This is a genomic window from Aeromonas sp. 2MA4 (assembly GCF_029237305.1).
Classification (GTDB): Bacteria; Pseudomonadota; Gammaproteobacteria; order Enterobacterales; family Aeromonadaceae; genus Aeromonas; species Aeromonas salmonicida.
The window spans coordinates 78,930-100,544 of record NZ_JAACFY010000003.1; the positions used below are offsets into that span (position 1 = coordinate 78,930).

At 57.6% G+C, this 21,615-nt stretch carries 16 protein-coding genes; 3 read left to right on the forward strand and 13 right to left on the reverse strand.

What is annotated here, in order from left to right; genetic code table 11:
- Positions 1–75: 75 nt before the first annotated feature.
- Entirely contained in the window at positions 76–1,374 is a 1,299-nt protein-coding gene (locus GWQ31_RS04435; protein WP_275908742.1) for a methyl-accepting chemotaxis protein, read from the reverse strand.
- 353 nt (positions 1,375–1,727) lie between these two features.
- Here GWQ31_RS04435 and fabV point away from each other — a divergent pair, with 353 nt between their 5' ends.
- Positions 1,728–2,921, forward strand: a complete 1,194-nt coding sequence (fabV, locus tag GWQ31_RS04440; protein WP_275908743.1) for an enoyl-ACP reductase FabV — start codon at positions 1,728–1,730, stop codon at positions 2,919–2,921.
- A gap of 162 nt (positions 2,922–3,083) precedes the next feature.
- A complete protein-coding gene (locus tag GWQ31_RS04445; protein ID WP_275908744.1) occupies positions 3,084–4,559 on the forward strand; it encodes a YfcC family protein in 1,476 nt (491 codons plus the stop codon).
- Between the two features lie 64 nt (positions 4,560–4,623).
- Here GWQ31_RS04445 and GWQ31_RS04450 read toward each other — a convergent pair whose 3' ends face one another.
- Positions 4,624–5,838, reverse strand: a complete 1,215-nt coding sequence (locus GWQ31_RS04450) for a pyridoxal phosphate-dependent aminotransferase (protein WP_005314784.1) — start codon at positions 5,836–5,838, stop codon at positions 4,624–4,626.
- A gap of 392 nt (positions 5,839–6,230) precedes the next feature.
- Here GWQ31_RS04450 and GWQ31_RS04455 point away from each other — a divergent pair, with 392 nt between their 5' ends.
- Positions 6,231–6,443, forward strand: a complete 213-nt coding sequence (locus tag GWQ31_RS04455; protein WP_005314787.1) for a DUF1653 domain-containing protein — start codon at positions 6,231–6,233, stop codon at positions 6,441–6,443.
- 61 nt (positions 6,444–6,504) lie between these two features.
- Here the strand turns inward: GWQ31_RS04455 and GWQ31_RS04460 are convergent, their stop codons facing one another.
- The 11 genes from GWQ31_RS04460 to GWQ31_RS04510 form a co-directional block, all read right to left on the reverse strand.
- Positions 6,505–6,768 (reverse strand): GrxA family glutaredoxin, encoded by a 264-nt coding sequence (locus GWQ31_RS04460; protein WP_005314790.1) that lies wholly within the window; start codon positions 6,766–6,768, stop codon positions 6,505–6,507.
- A 444-nt stretch (positions 6,769–7,212) separates the two neighbouring features.
- The gene (gene dacB / locus GWQ31_RS04465) at positions 7,213–8,658 is read right to left on the reverse strand and encodes a D-alanyl-D-alanine carboxypeptidase/D-alanyl-D-alanine-endopeptidase (protein ID WP_275908745.1); all 1,446 of its coding nucleotides are present in this window, start codon (positions 8,656–8,658) and stop codon (positions 7,213–7,215) included.
- 92 nt (positions 8,659–8,750) lie between these two features.
- On the reverse strand, positions 8,751–10,511 hold the full coding sequence (locus tag GWQ31_RS04470) for a DEAD/DEAH box helicase family protein (protein ID WP_275908746.1): 1,761 nt from the start codon (positions 10,509–10,511) through the stop codon (positions 8,751–8,753).
- A 101-nt stretch (positions 10,512–10,612) separates the two neighbouring features.
- The gene (locus GWQ31_RS04475; RefSeq protein ID WP_111588688.1) at positions 10,613–11,650 is read right to left on the reverse strand and encodes an HlyD family secretion protein; all 1,038 of its coding nucleotides are present in this window, start codon (positions 11,648–11,650) and stop codon (positions 10,613–10,615) included.
- Between the two features lie 3 nt (positions 11,651–11,653).
- Positions 11,654–11,992, reverse strand: coding sequence for a DUF3302 domain-containing protein (locus tag GWQ31_RS04480; RefSeq protein WP_005314799.1), 339 nt, complete (start codon positions 11,990–11,992; stop codon positions 11,654–11,656).
- A gap of 287 nt (positions 11,993–12,279) precedes the next feature.
- On the reverse strand, positions 12,280–13,701 hold the full coding sequence (locus GWQ31_RS04485) for a carbon starvation protein A (RefSeq protein WP_021139957.1): 1,422 nt from the start codon (positions 13,699–13,701) through the stop codon (positions 12,280–12,282).
- Positions 13,702–13,843: 142 nt separating this feature from the next.
- Complete coding sequence (gene btsR, locus GWQ31_RS04490) at positions 13,844–14,548, reverse strand: two-component system response regulator BtsR (protein WP_021139958.1); 705 nt, start codon at positions 14,546–14,548, stop codon at positions 13,844–13,846.
- 75 nt (positions 14,549–14,623) lie between these two features.
- Entirely contained in the window at positions 14,624–16,300 is a 1,677-nt protein-coding gene (locus tag GWQ31_RS04495) for a sensor histidine kinase (protein WP_275908747.1), read from the reverse strand.
- A 353-nt stretch (positions 16,301–16,653) separates the two neighbouring features.
- Positions 16,654–17,889 carry an HD-GYP domain-containing protein gene (locus GWQ31_RS04500; protein WP_111588691.1) on the reverse strand — a complete coding sequence of 412 codons (1,236 nt, stop codon included), beginning with the start codon at positions 17,887–17,889 and terminating at the stop codon, positions 16,654–16,656.
- 110 nt (positions 17,890–17,999) lie between these two features.
- Positions 18,000–20,675 carry a bifunctional acetaldehyde-CoA/alcohol dehydrogenase gene (gene adhE / locus GWQ31_RS04505; protein WP_169045920.1) on the reverse strand — a complete coding sequence of 892 codons (2,676 nt, stop codon included), beginning with the start codon at positions 20,673–20,675 and terminating at the stop codon, positions 18,000–18,002.
- 295 nt (positions 20,676–20,970) lie between these two features.
- Positions 20,971–21,603 (reverse strand): 2OG-Fe dioxygenase family protein, encoded by a 633-nt coding sequence (locus tag GWQ31_RS04510; RefSeq protein ID WP_275908748.1) that lies wholly within the window; start codon positions 21,601–21,603, stop codon positions 20,971–20,973.
- Positions 21,604–21,615: the final 12 nt, after the last annotated feature.

Consider the following 21,615-nt stretch of genomic DNA (forward strand, 5'->3'; position numbering starts at 1 on the left):
TGCGGACAACCATTCTACAGAATGGAACAAGCGACGAGATCCCCGCCGCTTGTTGCCTTGCATCGCCATTCCTTATCAGATGGACAAGTCCTTGACCGTGGCGGAGACGGAGTTGGCATCTTCGATGATCTCCTTGATGACGGTGGCAATGATGCTGGCCTGCTCCTGGCCCGCCATGGCCTTGTCAGAGACCACAGAGACGGTCTGGGTGATCCTGGAGGTGATGTCCGAGTTGAGCTTGATGACCGAGATGATCTCGCCAGTGGAGCTGGAGGTTCTGGCAGCCAGTTGGCGTACCTCATCCGCCACTACGGCAAAGCCACGACCCTGCTCACCGGCCCGGGCTGCCTCGATGGCGGCATTGAGTGCCAACAGATTGGTCTGATCCGCGATACCGCTGATGGTCGAGATGATGGATTCGATGCTTTTCGATTGCTGGTTGAGGTTCTCAATCTGCCTGCTGACCTCGTTGACCGAGGTGTTGATGTGCGACGAGGTCTCCAGCACCTTGTCGATCACCTCGCGCCCCTTGGCGGCGCTCGACACTGTTTCACCAGCGATGGCGCACGCTTTTTGCGCCGCTTCGCGCACCGAGATGGATTTTTCGACCCGCTCAGTGATGTTGCTCGCCAGCTTGATGATTTTGATCACCTTGCCTTCGTGGTTGAAGATGGGGTTGTAGGTGGCTTCCAGCCAGATCTTTTCACCGTGGCGGCCAAGGCGCATGAAGAGACCAGACTGGATATTTCCCGAGCCCAAATCTCGCCAGAAGTCGGGGTTTTTCCGATAAAACTCGTCATCACAGAACATGCTGTGGTGCTTGCCCGCCACCTCATCCAGCCGGTATCCGAAACAGAGCAGGAAGTTCTGGTTGGCGTTGATGACGGTGCCATCAGGCTGAAAGTCGATGACGGCGAGTGACTTGTCCAGCGCCGCCAGCAGGGCTTGGGTCCGCTCCAGGGATGACTGCTGCTGGGTCACGTCCGAGGCGACCTTGGCTACCCTGATGACCTTGCCATCAACAATGATGGGAAAGTAAGTGGCTTCCAGCCAGACGGCTTTGCCTGACCTCGCCTGGCGAATGAAGCGGCCATTACGAAACTCGCCGTTGCGCAGAGCGCTCCACAACAGCTCGTAATCGGGCGTACTGACATCTTCCGGGAAGCAGAGCGTGCTGTGGTGTTTGCCTACCACTTCCTCGCGTTGATAGCCCACGATATCGAGAAAAAGATCGTTGACGAAGGTGACCACGCCCTCCGGCGTGAACTGGATATAGGGTACCCGGGACTGAATGGCTTGTTCGAAGGCGCCCAGTTCCGCCAGTGCCGCCTCTTGCTCGCGTTGTTCATTGCTGTGCTTACGTTTCCAAAACATGGTGGAGCTCCTCCGTGAGACCCTTGTGAGACTTGTCGTGACAATAGTCGACCGGCTGGATACTAGTACAGAATATTTGTCCAATGGCGCGGATATGGAGGGTAATTATCTGTTTTTATTTTATTTATTCTGGTCACCATCGGGGTGAGCAGACTCGGGTGTGCGGCCGGCACAGGCCTCATGCCTTGGCTTATTCCTGCGCCATCTCCCTGGCGCCGGCCCGGTTTTGGCCGTGCGGATACCGTGGATCTGTTCATTTTCCCCGCAGTCCAACACATCAGAGCACCCTAGGGCAGCAAGATGAGGTATCTTATGCCCCGATTTCATCCATTTAACGGTGTCGAGACCCCTCTATGATTATCAAACCCAAGGTTCGCGGCTTTATCTGCACCACCACTCACCCGGTCGGCTGTGAAGCCAATGTTCGTCGTCAGATTGCTTACACCCAGGAGCAGGGCATGATTGCCAATGGTCCCAAGCGAGTGCTGGTGATTGGCGCTTCCACCGGTTATGGTCTGGCCTCCCGGATTGCCACTGCCTTCGGTAGCGGTGCTGCCACCATAGGCGTCTTCTTCGAAAAAGCCGGCAGCGAAACCAAGACGGCGACTGCGGGCTGGTATAACTCGGCCGCTTTCGACAAGGCCGCCAAAGAGGCGGGTCTGTATGCGAAAAGTGTCAACGGCGATGCCTTCTCCAACGAATGCCGCGCCAAGGTGATCGAGCTTATCAAGGCCGATCTGGGCCAGATTGACCTGGTTGTCTACTCCCTGGCCTCGCCGGTACGCAAGATGCCGGATACCGGTGAAGTGGTGCGCTCAGCCTTGAAACCCATCGGCGAGACCTACACCACCACCGCCATCGATACCAACAAGGATCAGATCATCACCGCCACCGTCGAGCCGGCGAATGAGGAAGAGATCCAGAACACCATCACCGTCATGGGCGGTCAGGATTGGGAGCTGTGGATGGCGGCCCTGCGCAATGCAGGTGTGCTGGCCGACGGCGCCAAGTCCGTGGCTTACTCCTATATCGGCACCGACCTGACCTGGCCCATCTACTGGCACGGTACCCTGGGTCGCGCCAAGGAAGATCTGGATCGCGCCGCCACCGCCATTCGTGGCGATCTGGCCGCCAAGGGCGGCACCGCTCACGTGGCCGTGCTGAAATCCGTGGTGACCCAGGCCTCTTCTGCCATTCCGGTGATGCCGCTTTATATCTCCATGGCCTTCAAGATCATGAAGGAGAAGGGTATCCACGAAGGTTGCATGGAGCAGGTCTACCGCATGATGCGTACCCGTCTCTATGGGGAAGAGCTGGCGCTGGACGAGCAGGCCCGCATTCGCATGGATGACTGGGAACTGCGTGAAGACGTGCAGCAGACCTGCCGTGATCTCTGGCCTTCCATCACCACCGAGAACCTCTCCGAGCTTACCGACTACACCGGCTACAAGCAGGAGTTCCTGCGCCTGTTCGGTTTCGGTTTGGCCGAGGTGGATTACGAGGCTGATGTGAACCCGGACGTGAAATTCGACGTGGTTGAGCTCTGAGTCTGACTCAGGTGAAAACAGGGCCCTGCGGGGCCCTGTTTTTTTGTCAACAATCTGGTGAAATCACGAAATTTTATTATCCGCGATCACCTTTTCCCCATATCAAACCCGCTAATCTTGCGCTGTCGGATCACATGACGGCGCTGCCGAGGAATGGAAGCTATGACCACCCCACATGAGGCGCCCAAGAAGCGCCAACTCCCCACCGTATACACACTGCTGTTCATCATCATCGCTCTGATGGCGGCCCTCACCTGGGTGCTGCCAGCGGGCAAATATGACTATGTCACCGCCAAGAGCCAGCAGCCGGTTGCGGCCGCCACAGTGGCCGATTACAGCGGCGATGAGCGATTGCTGCCTGTGCCCGGCAGCTATACCGAGCTGCCCTCCCAGCCGCAAGGGGTGTTCGAGGTGCTCGAGGCACCCATTCAGGGCTTTCACAAGGCGGCCGACGTGGCGCTGTTCGTGCTCATCATCGGCGGCTTTCTGGCGGTGACCATGCAAAGCGGCGCGCTGGATGCGGGTGTGGGGGCCATAGTGCGCACCTTCGCCGGGCGCGAGCGGCTGCTGATCCCGGTGCTGATCGCTCTGTTTGCCCTCGGCGGCTCCACCTTCGGCATGGCGGAAGAGACGGTGGCCTTCTGGGCGCTCATCGTGCCCGTCATGATGGCGGCAGGCTTCGATCGCATGGTGGCGGCGGGGATCATCCTGCTTGGCTCCGGCGTCGGTGTGCTCGCCTCCACCGTCAACCCGTTTGCCACCGGCATCGCCTCCGGTTTTGCCGGTATTCCCATCGGGGAGGGGATTGGGCTGCGGGTCATCCAGTGGCTGCTGCTGGTGATCTTCGCTTCCTGGTTCGTGATGCGCTACGCCAAGCAGGTGCAGCAGGACAAGTCCCGCTCCGTGCTGGCGGACATCGTCTATGACGATGAATTCTCCCAGATGAAGCGCAGCGACTCGGCCTTTACCGGCAAGCAGAAGCTCACCATGCTGGTGTTCTTCGGCACCTTCCTGCTGATGATCTATGCGGTGGTGCCCTGGTCGGATCTGGGGATAGATCTGCTGCCAACCCTGGGTTGGTGGTTTGACGAGCTCTCCACCCTGTTTTTCAGCGCTTCCATCCTGATAGCGCTCATCAACCGGATGCCCGAGTCCAACTATGTGGCGACTTTCCTGAGCGGAGCGCGGGATCTCATCGGGGTGGCGCTGGTGGTGGCGGTGGCGCGTGGCATCTATGTGGTGATGGAGCAGGGCGTCATCATAGACACCATTTTGCACTGGGCCGAAGGGCTGGTGAGCGGTCTCTCCTCGTCGGTGTTCATCCTGATGGCTTATCTGGTGCACATCATTCTTAGTTTTTTTATTCCCTCAACCTCGGGGCTGGCGACCGTCTCCATGCCGCTGATGGGGCCGCTGGCGGATTTTTCCGGTATCTCGCGGGATCTGGTGATCACCGCCTATCAATCCGCCTCCGGCTGGATCAACCTGTTCGCTCCCACCGCTGCCCATCTGGTGGCGGGGTTGGCGCTGGCCAGGATCCCCTACGATCGCTTCGTGCGCTGGGTGCTGCCCTTCATCGTCGGGGTGGCCCTCATCACAATGGCGGTGCTGGTGGCGGGCACCCTGTTGCATGGCTGATGATTCAGCTGCACATGACAGATAGCAAAAAGGCTCCCGAAGGAGCCTTTTTCATGAGCCGTGCTTACTGCTTGTAGCCCTTGAGGAAGCGGGCGAGGCGGCCGATGGCTTCTTCCAGCTCCTCTTCCCGGGGCAGGAATACCAGCCGGAAGTGATCCGGCGCCGGCCAGTTGAAGCCGGTACCCTGCACCAGCAAGAGCTTCTCCTGCTGCAGCAGGTCGAACACCATCTTCTGGTCGTCACGAATGTCGTACACCTTGGGATCGAGGCGCGGGAACATGTAGAGCGCCCCCTTGGGTTTGACGCAGGAGACGCCGGGGATCTCGTTCAAGAGCTCCCACGCCTTGTCCCGCTGCTTGCGCAGGCGACCGCCCGGCAGGATCAGCTCGTTGATGCTCTGGTAGCCGCCAAGGGCGGTCTGGATGGCGTGCTGCATGGGCACGTTGGCACACAGTCGCATGGAGGCCAGCATCTCCAGCCCCTCGATATACCCCTTTGCACGGCCCTTGGGCCCGGTAATGACCATCCAGCCCTGACGGAAGCCACAGGCACGATAGGCCTTGGAGAGGCCGTTGAAGGTCACCACCATCACATCGTCACACAGGGTGCAGACGCTGGTGTGGGAGATGTCGTCGTAGAGGATCTTGTCGTAGATCTCGTCGGCGAAGATGATGAGGTTGTGCTGGCGAGCTATCTCGATCACTTCCAGCAGGAACTCGCTGCCGTAGACGGCGCCGGTCGGGTTGTTGGGGTTGATCAGCACCAGACCACGGGTGCGTGGTGTGATGCGGGCGCGGATGTCATCCAGATCCGGATACCAGTCGGCCCCTTCATCGCAGCGATAATGCACCGCATGGCCGCCGGAGAGGGTCACCGCCGCGGTCCACAGCGGATAGTCGGGGGAGGGCACCAGCATCTCGTCGCCGTTGTTGAGCAGCGCCTGCATGGCCATCACGATCAGTTCGCTGGCGCCATTGCCGATGTAGATGTCATCGATATCGACCTTGCGCATCCCTTTTTGCTGGTAGTACTGCATCACTGCCTTGCGGGCCGAGAAGAGCCCCTTGGAGTCGCAGTAGCCCTGGCTCAGCGGCATGTTGAGGATCACATCCTTGATGATCTCTTCTGGTGCATCGAAACCAAACGGGGCCGGGTTGCCGATATTGAGCTTGATGATGCGGTGGCCTTCGTCTTCGAGACGGCGAGCCTCTTTATGCACCGGGCCGCGAATGTCATAGCAGACATCGTCGAGCTTGTGCGACTTGTCGATAGTGAACATGGTGAGTGTGCTTCCTTCCCCGTGGGGACGCGTTGGCGAAAAATGCGATTTTTAGTATCAAATTTCTTTTCCCCTATTCTTCACAGAATTGAATGCTAGAACAATCTTCTTTTTAGTAGAATTCCCTGATTTTTAGCCCTAAAACAGGGTTGCTGAAACGTTAAATTCAGCACGATCGTTTGTGTGAACCGAGGTTCACTAGTGAAAGATGAGGGGCTGATTAACAAAGCTACCCGACTGTGTTGAAATATTCGTATCCAATGGCACGATTGGCTTGGGCCCTAAATCGCCTTCTCGCCCGTGCCAGCGAATAATAAAGAGGGCGCAGACAACAGGGCCTGCGGCTTTCTTCTTCGTTTGTTCATCGAGTCCCCACTCACAGAGGTATGTCCATGCATGCACCCGCGCCCGGCCGTTATCGCCACTTCAAGGGGGGCTATTATCAGGTGCTCACCCTGGCCCTGCACACCGAAACCCGGGAGCAGCTGGTGGTCTACCAATCCGAGCAGGATGGGGTCGTCTATGCCCGCCCTGTGGCCATGTTCATGGAGTGGATCGAGCATCAAGGGCAGGTGGTGAGCCGCTTCACGCCGATGGGGGGTTGAGTCTGTCACTTTCACCATAAAAAAAGGCGCCATCAGGCGCCTGTTTTCTATGGAGTAGAGCTTACTGGTAGAGACCCAGGTTCTCTTTGGCATAGGCTTCAAAATCGGTGCAGCCACCGATGTGCTGCTCGTCCAGGAAGATTTGTGGCACTGTATTGACCGGCTTGCCGGCGCTCTTGGCCAGATCTTCCTTGGTGATGCCTTCTGCGTGGATATCCACGTAACGGAAATTGAAATCGTCACGCTGTTCAACCAGTTGCTCGGCGATCTGCTTGGCACGGACACAATAGGGGCAACCGGGACGACCAAAAATCACTGCAAACATCTTCTCTCTCCGTTGAATTGAGGCAGGGCACAGCATAGCCCCGCCTCGGTATCGATCAAAGTGCAAATTGTCGATATGACCATTCGCCATTTCCGATAAGCCGACGCATTACTGCTCGATGAGCCGGATGAATTGTTGCTGGTAGATGCTCTCCTGCACTCCTTTCTCGAACCCTGTTCAGGGCATAAGAGCCGCCTTGCTGGCAAGGTGGCTCCCCGCATTACTGTTCGATGATCTGGATGGGTTGTTGCTGGTAGATGCTCTCCTGCACTCCTTTCCCGAGCCTTGTTCAGGGCATAAGAGTCACCTTGCTGGCAAGGTGGCTCCCCGTATTACTGTTCGATGACCTGGATGAATTGTTGCTGGTAGATGCTCTCCAGCACTCCTTTCTAGAACCTTGTTCAGGGCATAAGAGTCATCTTGTTGGCAAGGGGGCTCCCCGCATTACTGCTCGATGATCTGGATGGGTTGTTGCTGGTAGATGCTCTCCAGCACTCCCTTTTCAAATACGGTCCAGGGCCAGGGTGCCTTGCTGGCACGGTAGCGCTCGTGGGTGGCCGGGTCCTGCGACAGGCCGCGCTGGAACATGACAAACGCCTTGCGCTGGCCACCGACTGTGTCGATAAAACCGGCCAGATTGGAGGTACCCGTGATGGTGCCTGTCTTGGCATGCACCCGGTTTTTCATCATGGGGGCGGTAACGCTGCGACGCCAGGCCAGGGTGCCATCCACCTGAGAGCTGGGCAGCAACTTGATGAGACCGAGTTCGGCATCATTTTTCTGGATGAAGTTGAGCACAGACAGCATCTGGCGTGCGCTGATGAGGTTATGGGCAGAGAGGCCGGAGCCGTCGGCCAGGGTGGCATTACCGAGGTCGATGCCCTGCTTGGTCAGGATGGCGCGTACCGCCATGGTGCCGCTGCGATAGCTGCCCGGCTTGTTGTAGTAGTGGCGGCCTACCGTTTTCAGGAAGGTATCGGCGTAGAGGTTGTCCGATTTCTTCAGCATCTTGGAGAGCATGATGGGCAATGAGACAGAGTAATGGGTACCCAGGGTCTCGGCACTGCCTGGTGCCTTGTGGGTGACCTGAAGCAGCCCTTCGTGTGCTATGCCTGCTCTGTCCATTGCCCAGCGGATGTTGTCCCAGCCCCAGGCTTCCACGTCGTGGATGGCAAAGCGAAGCCCCTGGGGTTCCTTGTTGGGGGTGATGCAGCCTTTGAGCTCATAAAAGTTGCCCTTGGCCATGTCGACTTCCAGTGCGCAGAACTGACGTGCCATGTCGCCATAGCTCATCACCTCCACCCTGTCGGTGCCAATGCCGATGGGCACGCCGGTGGCGACGTTGCCGGTGGCGGGGCGACCAATCTGGGTGGCTGTAATGGTGGCGTAGGCGCAGTTCTTGTCGATGATGACAGAGGAGACGGGGGCTGCGAAGCAGAGGGTCTGATCCCCCCAGGACCAGCCGTTACCTCGCTCGTAACCGTTATAGGCACCGGTATTGACGTAGACATTGCCCTTGATGCGGTTGACGCCGAGCTGCTTGAACAGGGCCAGCAGATCCATCCGTGACAAGGTGGGGTCGCCGACGAAGTTGATCCAGATGTCGCCATTGATGGCATCACCCTGTTTGGCACCTGGCTGGGCCTGAATGTCGGTGGTAAAACGGAAGTCGGCACCGAGCTCGAGCCGTGCCGCCAGGGCGGTGAGCACCTTCATGGTGGAGGCGGGGGCTATCATGTCATCGGCATTGCGGGCTAACTCTATGCCGCCATTGCCCTGCACTATGATGGCGTACTGGCCCCCCTTGGGCGGCGTCAGCGTGGCGGCTTGAACCAGAGTCGGAACAAGTGTGGAAAATAGAGCACAAAAACCAATCAACAGCCGCTGCATAAGATCCTCTAACTTAACGAAGGGGTCGGTAGTGCGCTACCCACCCTGATAATCACTATGTTTACGTTCACCGGCCAAGGTATGAGCCACGCTCAGCCAAGGGCATTGGCGGCGCGGTACCGGCCTTCATAATCAAAAATTTTCTCTTTCACCTGCCAAAAGCGACCTGACTTGCGGGCGATGACAAAGTCGGGGTGACGAAACTGGTTTGATGCGGCCAGCACGCTCTCCAGAGTGGTGAATTCCGGCTCCAGGCCCGGGGCGGGCCAATGATGACGCACAAAGCGCTGTTGAAACAAGCGCCGTGCACCCGGGGAGTGAAAACCGAAGTACTCCATCAGGGTAAGACCATCCTCATCGTGATAGGTCACCTCCAGCCGCTCCCCCTGTTTGCCACGGCCCGTTGTGAGGGTGAGACCGGCGCAGCGAATGACCATGCAGTCTTTCAGATTGAGGGCCTCCTTGAGCTTGTCGTCCGGATCCACCAACAGCTGATCACAATTCTGGCAGCGGCGGGCGGCGATGTCGTTTTCGGCGCCGCAGGCGGGACACACCTTGGCGCGAAAGCGGTAGTCACACTCCTCGCGGTGGCCCTCGTCATCTTCAAACAGCCCCTGACAGCGACGGCCGTAGTGCTCAATCACCTTGCCTTCTTCATCAGTCTTGCCCCAGAAGGTGTTGGCAAAACCGCAAGCCGGGCAGGGCACCTGTACCGGCTCGGTGCCGGCGTGGGGTCTGGGTTCACCCACCTCGGGAGCGAACAGGTTGAAGTTGTTGCCCGCGTAATCGAGCACCAGACAATCGGCCTTGCCTGGTGAGAGGCGAAGACCGCGGCCCACGATTTGCTGATAGAGCGACACCGACTCAGTGGGGCGCAGCATGACGATGAGATCGACGTGGGGAGCATCGAAACCTGTGGTGAGCACAGCCACATTGACCAAAAACTTGATCTCCCGCGCCTTGAAGGCGCTGATGAGGGCATCGCGTTCCGGGCCCGGTGTCTCGCCCGTAATGAGGGCTGCCGTCTGGGATTTTGCAATCAGCAGCCCCTGGATCTCACCAGCATGTTCGACGGTGGCGGCGAAGATCATGACCCCTTGTCGATCGGCTGCATATTCCAGCACCTGGCTCAGGATATGGGGGGTGACCCGCTGCTGACGTTTTAGCTCGCCGTTGAGATCCGCCTCGCTGAACAGGCCATTCTCCCGCGCAACCAGCTTGCTGAAGTCGTAGTGGACTATGGGGGCGTCGATGAGCCGTGGCGGCGTCAGGTAGCCATTTTTCACCATGAAGCGCAAGGGGAGCTCGAACACGCAATCGCCAAACAGACGCTCGCCATGGCTCTTTACCATGCCGTGATAGTGACGCCGGTAGATCCAGCCCAGCCCCAGGCGGTAAGGCGTGGCGGTGAGGCCGAGAATTTTCAGGGCCGGATTGCTGGCTTTGAGATGGCCCAACACCTGGTGGTACTGGCTCTCGTCATCCAGCGACACCCGGTGACATTCATCGATGATCAGCAGCGAGAAGGCGCCATCGAAGGCATCCAGATTGCGCGCGACCGATTGTACCGAGCCAAATACCACCTGGGCCTTGGCCTCCTTGCGATCCAGACCAGCGGCGAAGATGTCGGCCTTGAGCCCCCAGGCTTCGTACTTTGCGTGGTTCTGCTCCACCAGCTCCTTGACGTGCGCCAGCACCAGCACCCGGCCACGGGCCTTGCGGGCCAGTTCGGCGATCACCAGGCTCTTGCCCGCACCGGTTGGCAGCACTACCACAGCAGGGTCAGGATGCCGACGAAAGTGGCTGATAACGGCGTTGACGGCCTCGATTTGATAGGGTCTGAGAACAAACATGGGGAACGGATGTGGTGCAGGATGGCGCCATTATAGGGATCTTGGCGCCACAAAAACAGCGGGCCGGCATGATGCCGGCCCGCTGGGATCCCTTATTCTGATTAATGGAAGGGGAAGACGTAGTTCATCCAGCTTGCCATGCGCAGCAGCACCTTGCGCATCACGGAAACATGGTGGAAGTGCTGGGTATAGATGGCGGCCTGACCACTTGCGCCAGCGATCACCTGATACTTGTGCCACTCGGGATCCGTGATGGAGATGACCACAGGCAGACGACCCGGACGTACCGCTGTTGTCTGATCCAGCAGACCAATATTGGCCTGGACATTGCCGGCGGCGATAGCCGGTACCACGGCGGTGACAGTGCCTTTGAAGATCTTGCCGGGGATACCATCGATCACCACTTCGGCCTCGTCACCAATTGCCAGACGCTGCATGCTGTTTTGCCAGAACCAGCCGACATAGGCGGTATCGTCTTTATGGATGAAGGTCATCACGGGGCGGTACATGAAAGGGGTGGCAATCATGCCGGGGCGCAGGGCCAGCTGCACCACATGGCCATCACTGGGGGCATAAACCACTGTCTGTGCCAGCTGGTATTTTGCCTCGTTCAGCTGGGCTTGCAGATCTTCCAGGGTGGCTTTTTGCTGGTCAATCTGGGCCACTATGTCGTCCACATTCGCTTGCGTGACATCGAGATCCCGCTGCTTGCCAACTCCCCGCCGCATCAAGTCACTGGCGCGATCCCTGTCCAGTCTGGCAGAACGCAGTCTGGCCTCGATGGATTTGAGGTGTTCACGGTTGGCGTCGAGTCGCGCACTCAGGCTATCCACCTTCAGCTGGAAAGGTTCGGACTCGATACGAAACAGTACGTCGCCTTTTTTCACCGGCTGGTTGGCTTGTACCGGTACCTCGACGACCCGCCCCTTCACCAGGGGAACAATCGGCGTGGAGACGTAGTAGTTGCGGGCCATTTCGGAGTAGGGGTGGTTGTAGTTCATCAGCATGATCAGGGTGCCGATGATGAGCACGCCACCCAGCGCTGCCGTGGGCACAGTCCACTTGTTGAGCGGGATGCGAAAAATCTTGAACACGGCCACACACAGGGCCGTGTAGGTCAGGATCAGTAGCAGGTCCATGATTTATCCCTGTTGTTCAGTCTGTTGGATGGTATCGATGCGTGCCTTGAGATCGGCGAGTTCCTGCTTGAGAAGCTGTATCTCGTCTTCATCCTGTTGCAGACGCTGGTTGAAGCCCCAGCCGCGATCAGGACGATAGACGGTGGCCCAGATCCAGAGGAAGGGCCAGAGCACATGCAGGGTAAACAGACTGACCCATCCCGCCACATGAATGGCATCTTGATGGGGGTGCTGACGGTGTTTGGCTATTTCATAAGGAATATCGTGGATCACTATGATCCCGTAGAACATGACCAGCCCGACAAAGAAGAGCAGGCCAAGGGCAAAATAATCAAGGAACATGGGTGTCTCCACAGGTTTGATGCACAACCAATCATTGGATTCAATTTTAGATAAAGCAATTAAAGATCACATATTTATCCGGGATGCGGCGGGATTTTACAGCCTGATCTTGTATCGAAGCTTAAGCAGAATGGAATAATTAAACATTGATGCAGGACTCATTTTTACGAGCGAAAAGGTGCGCGTTTGGTTGGTGACACAGGCCGCCTGTTTGTGCTTGCCAGCCGCCGCGGATGATCGAAAAAGGGGGAGCCAATTTGGCTCCCCCTTTATTTGCAGCGTGATGTTCAGCTTTCGCCTGGGTTGCTGACCAGGGTCGGGCGGTATTTCAGCAGGAAGGCAATGGTAATGGCGGCGGTGGATGCCAGGCCAATAACGGTGGAAATGCCCATCTCCAGCCCGAAACCTATGGGGGCATTGGCCAGATAGGTGAACACCACAGCCGTCATGAACATGGCGGGAATGGTGCAGACCCAGTGCAGCTTGCCCTCTTTGGCCAGATAAGCCGCCGCGGCCCACAGCATGATCACGGCCGTGGTCTGGTTGGCCCAGCCGAAGTAGCGCCAGATCACCCCGAACTCCGCCTTGGAGATGATAAAACCAAGGATGAACATGGGAATGGCGATGAGCAGACGCTTGGCCATGGGTTTCTGGGTCAGGTTGAGGAAGTCAGCCACAATCAGGCGGGCGCTGCGAAACGCCGTATCGCCGGAGGTGATGGGCAGGATCACCACGCCGAGGATGGCCAGAATACCGCCCACTGTGCCGAGCAGGCTGGTGGACACTTCATGCACTACTGCCGCCGGGCCGCCGCTGGCCATGGTAGCGTTGAGCGCCTCTGTGCTGTCGTAGAAGGAGAGTCCCAGGGTGCACCAGATAAGGGCGATGACCCCTTCACCTATCATGGCGCCGTAGAAAATGAAGCGGCCGGATTTCTCGTTTTGCATGCAGCGCGCCATCAGCGGCGACTGGGTGGCATGGAAACCGGAGACGGCGCCACAGGCGATGGTGATGAACAGCAGCGGCCACAGCGGCAGCTCGGTGGGGTGCAGGTTGGAGAAGTCCATCCCTGTGTTGTAGAAGCCTTTGCCGGAGACGATGAGACCTATGATGAGGCCGACCGACATGAACACCAGCAGGGCGCCGAAGATGGGATAGAAGCGACCGATGATCTTGTCGATGGGGACTATGGTGGCGAGGATGTAGTAGGCAAAAATCGCCACAATCCAGTAGACCAGATCGGTGGAGGTGAGGTTGGCCAGCAGGCCCGCCGGGCTCAGTACGAAGACCACGCCTACCAGCATCAGCAACACGACCGCAAACAGGTTCATGAAGTGCTTGGCGACCGTGCCCAGATGTTCACCGACCACGGTCGGTACGGAGGCGCCCTTGGCGCGCACCGACAGCATGCCGGAGAAGTAGTCGTGCACAGCACCGGCAAAGATGCAGCCGAATACGATCCATAGCATGGCGACCGGACCATAGAGGGCGCCGAGGATCGGGCCGAAGATGGGGCCGACGCCGGCGATGTTGAGCAGTTGCACCAGGTAGACTTTCTTGTCCGACATGGGCACATAGTCCACCCCGTCAGCCATGGTGATGGCGGGGGTGGCGCGCTCGGGTTTCGGGCCAAATATCCGCTCGATGAACTTGCCGTAAATAAAATAGCCGGCGACAAGTAAGCCGACACAGAGGAAGAACCAGATCATTGCTACGCTCCTGCATTGTTATTTTATGGTGTGCGCAGCCAGTCTAATGGGGTTGTCTGTCAAGGGCAGGTGAAACGCGCCGAGCGGCGCCATGGTGACTCGAGTGGTCGCCGGCTGTGATCCGGCGCACAGTCCCACGCCACTATTCCAGTCCCAGTTCGTCTTTGAGCTCCTTGAGGTAGCGACGGCTGACCGGTACCCGGGCGCCGCTTGGGGTAACGATCTGGGCCAGCTGGTTTTCCAGCAGCTGGATCTCGAAGATGGCGCCGGGAGAGATCAGATACTGGCGGTGACAGCGCAGCAGGGGGGTCTTCTCTTCCAGAGATTTAAGGGTGAGCTGAGTATGAAACAGCTCGCCCTGACAGGCGACGTGCACACCGCCGAGATCGGAGAAGGCGTACTCCACCTGCTCGATGGGCAGCAGCCGCACCCGGTTGTGCAAATAGCCAGGAATGTGGCGGATAGCCGGAGCCAGCATCGCCATGGATTGGGGGCTGATATCCTGCTTGAGGCGAGCCAGCGTCTTGGCCAGCCTGGCTGGCTCTACCGGTTTGAGCAGATAGTCGAAGGCGTTCTCTTCGAAGGCCTGGATGGCGTATTCATCGAAGGCGGTGACAAACACGATACGGGGCAGGGGATCCAGCATGGCGACCAGTTCCATGCCGCTCAGCTTGGGCATCTGGATGTCGAGAAACACCACATCCGGCTTGAGCCGCTGTATCAGTGGCAAAGCCTCGATGGCATTGGCCGCCTGGCCCAGGATCTCGATATCGGGGTCCTGGCCAAGGTGCAGGGCCAGCTCCTCACGGGCATAGAGTTCATCATCGACGATGAGTGTGCGGATCATGGGATCTCCTGAACAGAGTGACAATGGGTGAGTGGCCATGGGGGGAGGGAGTGCACCCCATCAATATCAGGAGGTTCAGCATCCGGATGCGTCTCTGGGCAGGGTGAAGGAGACGCGGGTCCAGCGCTCCGGCTCGCAGCTGACACTGACGCCATAACGATTGCCAAACGCGCTCTTGAGGCGCCGATCCACTATGGTCATGCCCAGACCATCCCCTGCGGGTTTCTCCTGCCAGGTGCCGGCATTGTCCTCCACGCAGATAGTCACGCTCTCCTGATGCTCTTCGGTATAAAGGCGGATGTATCCCTGCTCCAGCAAGGTCGAGATGCCGTGCTTGATGGCATTCTCAATGAGCGGCTGCAGGGTAAAGCTCGGCAACTTCAGGTTGGCAAGATGAGGCGGGATCTCGTTGATGACGGTCAGCCTGTCCCCAAAGCGGGCCAGCTCTATCTCCAGATAGGATTGGCAGTGTTCCTGCTCTTCCTGCAGGGTGGCGAGGCCACTCTGGCGCTTGAGGTTCTTGCGAAAGAACAGCGACAGGTGCAGCAGCAGTTCCCGGGCCTTGTCCGGATCGCGCCGGGTAATGGCGCTGATGGTATTGAGGGTATTGAACAGAAAATGGGGATTGATCTGGGCCTGAATGAGCTTGAGCTCGGATTGCACCAGCAGTCGCTGCTGCTGCTCCAGTCGCCCGGCCAGCAACTGTTGTGACAGCAGGTTGGCTATCCCTTCCCCCAGCGTGTGGTTGATCTTGAGAAACAGCCGCTTCTTGGGCTCATAGAGCTTGATGGTGCCTATCACCCCCTCATCACCGTGCAGCGGTATCACCAATACTGAGCCAAGCTGGCACTGGGGCGAGAGGCTGCAGCGGTAGGGCTGGCTGTTGCCATCGGCAAACAGCACCTTGTTTTGGGCAATGGCCTGCAGCGTGATGGCGGAGGCAATGGGAGTACCCGGTTTGTGGTGATCTTCCCCCGTGCCGATGAAGGCGAGGATCTTGTCGGTATCCGTGATGGCGACGGCGCCGACCCCTGTCTCCTCTTTTACGATATGGGCTATCTTGCTGCTTGCCTCAGCGGTGAAACCCTGGCTCATGATACCGACGGTGCGGTTGGCAATGGTGAGCGCCTTGGCGGAGAAGACCCGGGAGAACTTCTCATACATCCGCTGCTGATCGCGGATCATGCTGATAAATAGCGCCGCACCGCAGGAGTTGGCCAGGATCATGGGAGTGGCTATGGTGCGTACCAGCAGCAGGGATTTGTCAAAGGGGGTCGCCACCAGCAGTATGATGACCATCTGCAATATTTCAGCGCCAAATGTCGTGAAGAACGCAATTCTGGGTTCGAACAGCGCATTCATACGCCCCGAGCGCATCAGCCGCCAGTGCACCAGCCCGCCCAGCAGCCCCTCGCAGGTGGTGGAGATGGCGCAGGCGAGGTCGGTAAATCCCCCCAGGGTGTAGCGGTGCAGACCCCCGGTCAGTCCGACCAAAAAACCCACCAGCGGCCCCCCCAGCAGTCCCCCCAGCACGGCACCGACGGCACGGGTATTGGCGATGGCATCGTCAATATCCAGTCCCACATAGGTGCCCAGGATGCAAAAACAAGAAAAAATGATGTATATCAGTATCTTGTGAGGAAGTCTTACGGAATAGTTGGCCAGGGGACGCAGCAGGGGGCTCTTGGAGAAGAGGTAGGCGATCACCAGGCTGACGCTCATCTGTTGAAGCAGAGAGAGGACCAACTGCATAAAAAACGTTCCTCAGAGTTCATACCAAAAAAGGTGGCCGGGATGGACAAATGTGATCAGGATCTTGTTCTGCGGGCGCCCCCGACCCGAACACGTGCGCAGTTTGCCAGAAACGTGAAATAAAACCATATTAAATCAGCATGTTAAATTGATATTTGTGTAATCGCCAAAGGGTTGATATTGCTGGGTGGAGCATGAATGTATCCGCTGGATACGCCACATGGAAGTGGCATGCTCCGCCCAGCCCCTTGGCTGGGCGTTTTTTATCCAGGGTCGACAGTGAACCGTTTTGAGGGTAATCGGGCAATTATTCAGGTTTGTCCAATGAGTTATCCCCAGCTTCTGGGGATAACTCAGAAGGCAAAATAGTAACAGAAGCGCCGGGTCAGGTTAAAAAACAGCCGTTGCCCTTCATCCAGATCTTCCTGCTTCAGCACACCGGTAATGGTCCGTTCATCCTCCCGCAAGTCCAGCATGGCCACCCCTTCCGGTCGTTGTGCCTTGATATAGGGCAGTATCTTGGGTTTGAGGGGCATGGTGGGCTCGGTGGACAGCACCAGTGCAATGCTTTCATCTGAGAGTTTAACCAGCGAGCCGGGAGGATAGACCCCCAACACCTTGATCAGCAGCTTGACGAGATCCTGATCGAACTTCTTCTGTGACAGCTTGTAGAGCAGACTGATGGCCTGGCTGGGTGCCGCAGGTGTGGAGCTGTTGCGTGGATGCAGCAGTTCGTCATAGTAGTCTACCAGCCCTATTATCCTGGCCAGCGGGGGGATTTCGCCGCCCTTGATGCCAAGAGGATAACCGCTGCCATCGAGACGCTCATGGTGCAGATGGGCCACCTGGCGGATCTTGGGTTCGAATGCCTGCAACTGTGTCAGCATCTCCAGTCCGTACTGGGGATGCATGTTGAGAAAGTTCTGCTCCGACTTGTTGAGCTCTCCCCGTTTCTGGGTGATCTGGCTAGGTATCTTCATCTCCCCTATGTCATGGATCAGGCCTGCCAGCCCGGTCTCCTCGATTTCGACCGGGTTCATGCCGAGTTCCCGTGCCATCAGCATGGCAATGAAAGCCACGTTCAGGCTGTGCTGCAGCAGGATGTCAGTGTGCGGGCTGCGAATGAGGTGCAGGCCGAGTGGCCCTTCATGTTCACTGATGCGGGCGGCTGCGTTGCGCACTATCTGCGCCGTGTTGGCCAGCCCCTCGTCAGGCTTGAGGTTGAGGGCCCCCAGCGCATCGCGCAGATCGGACATGGATTGGCCAAAGGCCTTGTCTGCGGCGCGCAGGGAGCGGCGGAAGGCTTTCTCATCAAAAGGGGGAGGGCCTGCGTCTACTATCTCGTCAATGGTCGACAGATCAGGGCCGGCAGAAGGGACATCGCCCCGCAAGATGGGTTCGATGGGCAGATCGCTCTTGTCCGGATCCACCATCAAGAGGGTGAGGTCGAGGTGACGTATGATGTCGAGCTGTTGCTGATCCTTGATCTTGAAGGCATTGAACATAAAAGGGTGACTGGTCCATCCCGTGGGGAGATGGATGTAGTGGCCGATCCGTAACTGCTCTATCGAGGCTTGTATCAGCGCCATGTGCTAACTCGCATTTCATGAATGCCTACCAACAAGCTAGCAAAATTAGAGAGATAGACAAACAAAAAAGCCCGCGCATGTGCGCGGGCTCTCGAGTTCAAGTCCGATTATCAGGCCTTGGATTTCTTCTTGCTGTCTACCTTGGTCTCAACCTTGGCTTCTACCTTGGTCGCTACCTGAGCTTCCTCGGTGAAGGGACGACCATAGTAGGTGTCCATCAGGATGGCTTTGAGCTCGGTGATCAGTGGGTAGCGCGGGTTGGCGCCGGTGCACTGGTCATCGAACGCTTCCAGCGCGAGCTGGTCAACCTTGGCCAGGAAGTCGGCTTCGTTCACGCCAGCTTCGCGGATGGAGGCCGGGATGCCCAGGGTGGCTTTCAGCTCGTCCAGCCAGGCCAGCAGCTTCTCGATCTTGGCAGCGGTGCGGTCACCGGCGGCAGTCAGACCCAGGTGGTCGGCGACTTCGGCGTAACGACGGCGAGCCTGCGGACGGTCGTACTGGGAGAACGCAGTCTGCTTGGTTGGGTTGTCGTTCGCGTTGTAGCGGATGACGTTGCTGATCAGCAGGGCGTTGGCCAGGCCGTGCGGGATGTGGAATTCAGCACCCAGTTTGTGCGCCATGGAGTGGCAGACACCCAGGAAGGCGTTGGCGAACGCGATACCGGCGATGGTGGCCGCATTGTGCACCTTCTCGCGAGCAACCGGGTCGTTGGCACCATTCTGGTAGCTGGAAGGCAGATACTCTTTCAGCAGCTTCAGGGCTTGCAGCGCCTGACCGTCGGAGTATTCGTTGGCCAGTACGGAAACGTAGGCTTCCATGGCATGAGTGACCGCATCCACACCACCGAAGGCGCACAGGGACTTGGGCATGTTCATGACCAGGTTGGCATCCACGATGGCCATGTTCGGGGTCAGCTCGTAGTCGGCCAGCGGGTACTTCATGCCGGTGGCGTCGTCGGTCACGACTGCAAACGGAGTGACTTCAGAACCGGTACCGGACGTGGTGGTGATACAGACCAGTTCGGCCTTCACGCCCATTTTCGGGAACTTGTAGATACGCTTGCGGATGTCCATGAAGCGCATGGCCAAGTCTTCAAACGCGGTATCCGGGTGCTCGTACATGACCCACATGATTTTGGCCGCATCCATGGGTGAACCACCACCCAGCGCCAGGATAACGTCCGGCTTGAAGGAGTTGGCCATCTCGGCGCCCTTGCGGACGATGGACAGGGTCGGGTCAGCTTCCACTTCGTAGAATACTTCCACTTCCATGTTCAGCTTCTTGAGCAGACGAACCACGTCATCGGCATAACCGTTGTTGAACAGGAAACGGTCAGTTACCACCATGGCGCGCTTCTTGCCTTCCAGGTCGCCCAAGGCGATCGGCAGGGAACCACGACGGAAGTAGATGGATTTCGGAAGTTTGTGCCACAGCATATTTTCTGCCCGTTTTGCGACTGTCTTCTTGTTGATCAGGTGCTTGGGACCGACGTTTTCGGAGATGGAGTTACCACTCCAGGAGCCGCAACCCAGGGTCAGGGAAGGAGCAAGAGCGAAGTTGTACAGGTCACCGATACCACCCTGGGTGGAAGGGGTGTTGATCAGGATACGGGCGGTCTTCATCTTGTCGCCGAAGTATCTGATACGGTCCTGGTTGCGATCCTGGTCGGTGTACAGACCTGAGGTGTGACCGATACCACCGATGTTGACCATGGTGCAGGCCATCTCGACAGCGTCTTCAAAATTCTTGGCGCGGAACATGCCCAGAGTCGGGGAGAGCTTCTCATGAGCGAACTCATCTTCAGCGCACAATTCCAGGCCTTCACCGATGAGGATCTTGGTGGTGGCAGGCACAGTCACACCGGCCATGGCGGCGATCTTGGTGGCTGGCTGACCGACGATATCTGCGTTCAGCGCGCCGTTGATCAGCAGCACCTTACGTACCTTGTCCGCTTCATCTTTGGACAGGATGTAGCCATCGTGGTTGGAGAAACGCTCTTTTACCTGGTTGTAGATGGAGTCAACGACGATGACGGCTTGCTCGGAAGCACAGACCACACCGTTGTCGAAGGTTTTGGACATCAGGATAGAGGCGACGGCACGTTTCACATCGGCAGTTTCGTCGATTACGATTGGCACGTTACCGGCACCTACACCGATGGCAGGCTTGCCTGAAGAGTAAGCGGCTTTCACCATGCCCGGGCCACCGGTGGCCAGGATCAGGTTGATGTCGTTGTGTTTCATCAGTGCGTTGGACAGCTCAACGGACGGTTGATCGATCCAGCCGATGATGTCTTTCGGTGCACCGGCGGCAACGGCTGCATCCAGCACCAGCTTGGCAGCGGTATTGGTGGAGTTCTTGGCGCGGGGGTGCGGGGAGAAGATGATGGCGTTACGAGTCTTCAGGGAAATCAAAGATTTGAAGATCGCGGTAGCGGTCGGGTTGGTGGTCGGAATGATACCGCAGATGATACCTACCGGCTCGGCGATGATCATGGTGCCCATCTCGTCATCCTGGCTCAGGATGCCGCAGGTCTTCTCGTCTTTATAGGCGTTGTAGATGTATTCGGAGGCGAAGTGGTTCTTGATAACCTTGTCTTCGATGATACCCATACCGGATTCTGCCACGGCCATCTGGGCCAGGGGGATACGGGCATTGCTGGCGGCCAGGGCGGCGGCACGGAAAACCTTGTCTACCTGCTCTTGCGAGAAGCTGGCGAATTCACGCTGGGCTTCTTTGACGCGGGCGACCAGTGCATCCAGTTCAGCCAAATTGGTTACTGCCATGTTTATCTCCTGATGATTTGAAAACTGTTTAGTAAGAGTTTGGCAATGCCCGGCAATTATAGTCGCCCTGTCAAGGCGAGAATCACTATAAGGGGGTATTTACATGCCTTACTAAATTGCTTTCTGAGCCGATTATAGAGCGGGTCTGGCTCAGAAAAATTTGATCTGGATCATGTGTAACAAAAGAACAAAAGAAATTTTGTTTCACAATACATGTTTTCCGGATGTTACTAGGATGTAGAGTGAAACAAAAGCGGGATGAATCATGGGTGAACAGAGTGTCACGTACTATTTTTCAAGCAGTTAGCACGATTACATCCCAGTGTCCACGGGTCGGGGTCAGGGGGAGTACAGGGGCTGCATTGTGATAGAAACGGCGATCATCCAGGACCAGATATTCTCCAGGATGTAACTCTTGTTGGAAAAATGGTTGTTCTTTTAATCCATGATAAAGCTGAAGCGCGCCGCCACTGACGCCTTCGCTGCCACAAAAGAACACGCCGATAAAGTCGAAGCCATCCTGATGGACGCCTTCCGGTGCGGGAGGCACGCTCTCGCCCTGGGCCGTGGTGATCCGCATCTGGTGAATGCCGATCGCCTTGCCATCCGCGAGTCGAACATGACGGGCAAAGCGGGTCAGCATCTGCCCAAAGGCGGGATGGGCGACAAAAGCGGGATCCAGCTCGGCATAGGTTCTGGGCACATCCCCGAGGAACTTGTTGATGGCGGCGGCCTGAAAGAAGACGCCGTTGTCGAGGGGGAAGAAGCGTGCCCCCTCTTTCTCGACACGGCCATAGCGGCGTTCCCGAAAGGTGCCCTGAATATAGGGATCGACCGGCAGTCGATCAAAAAAGCCGAGCAGGGGGTCGACCGTGCCTGCCGGCAGCGCATCCAGGTGCCATTTCAACTTGATGTCCGTATCAATCATTACAAAATCCTT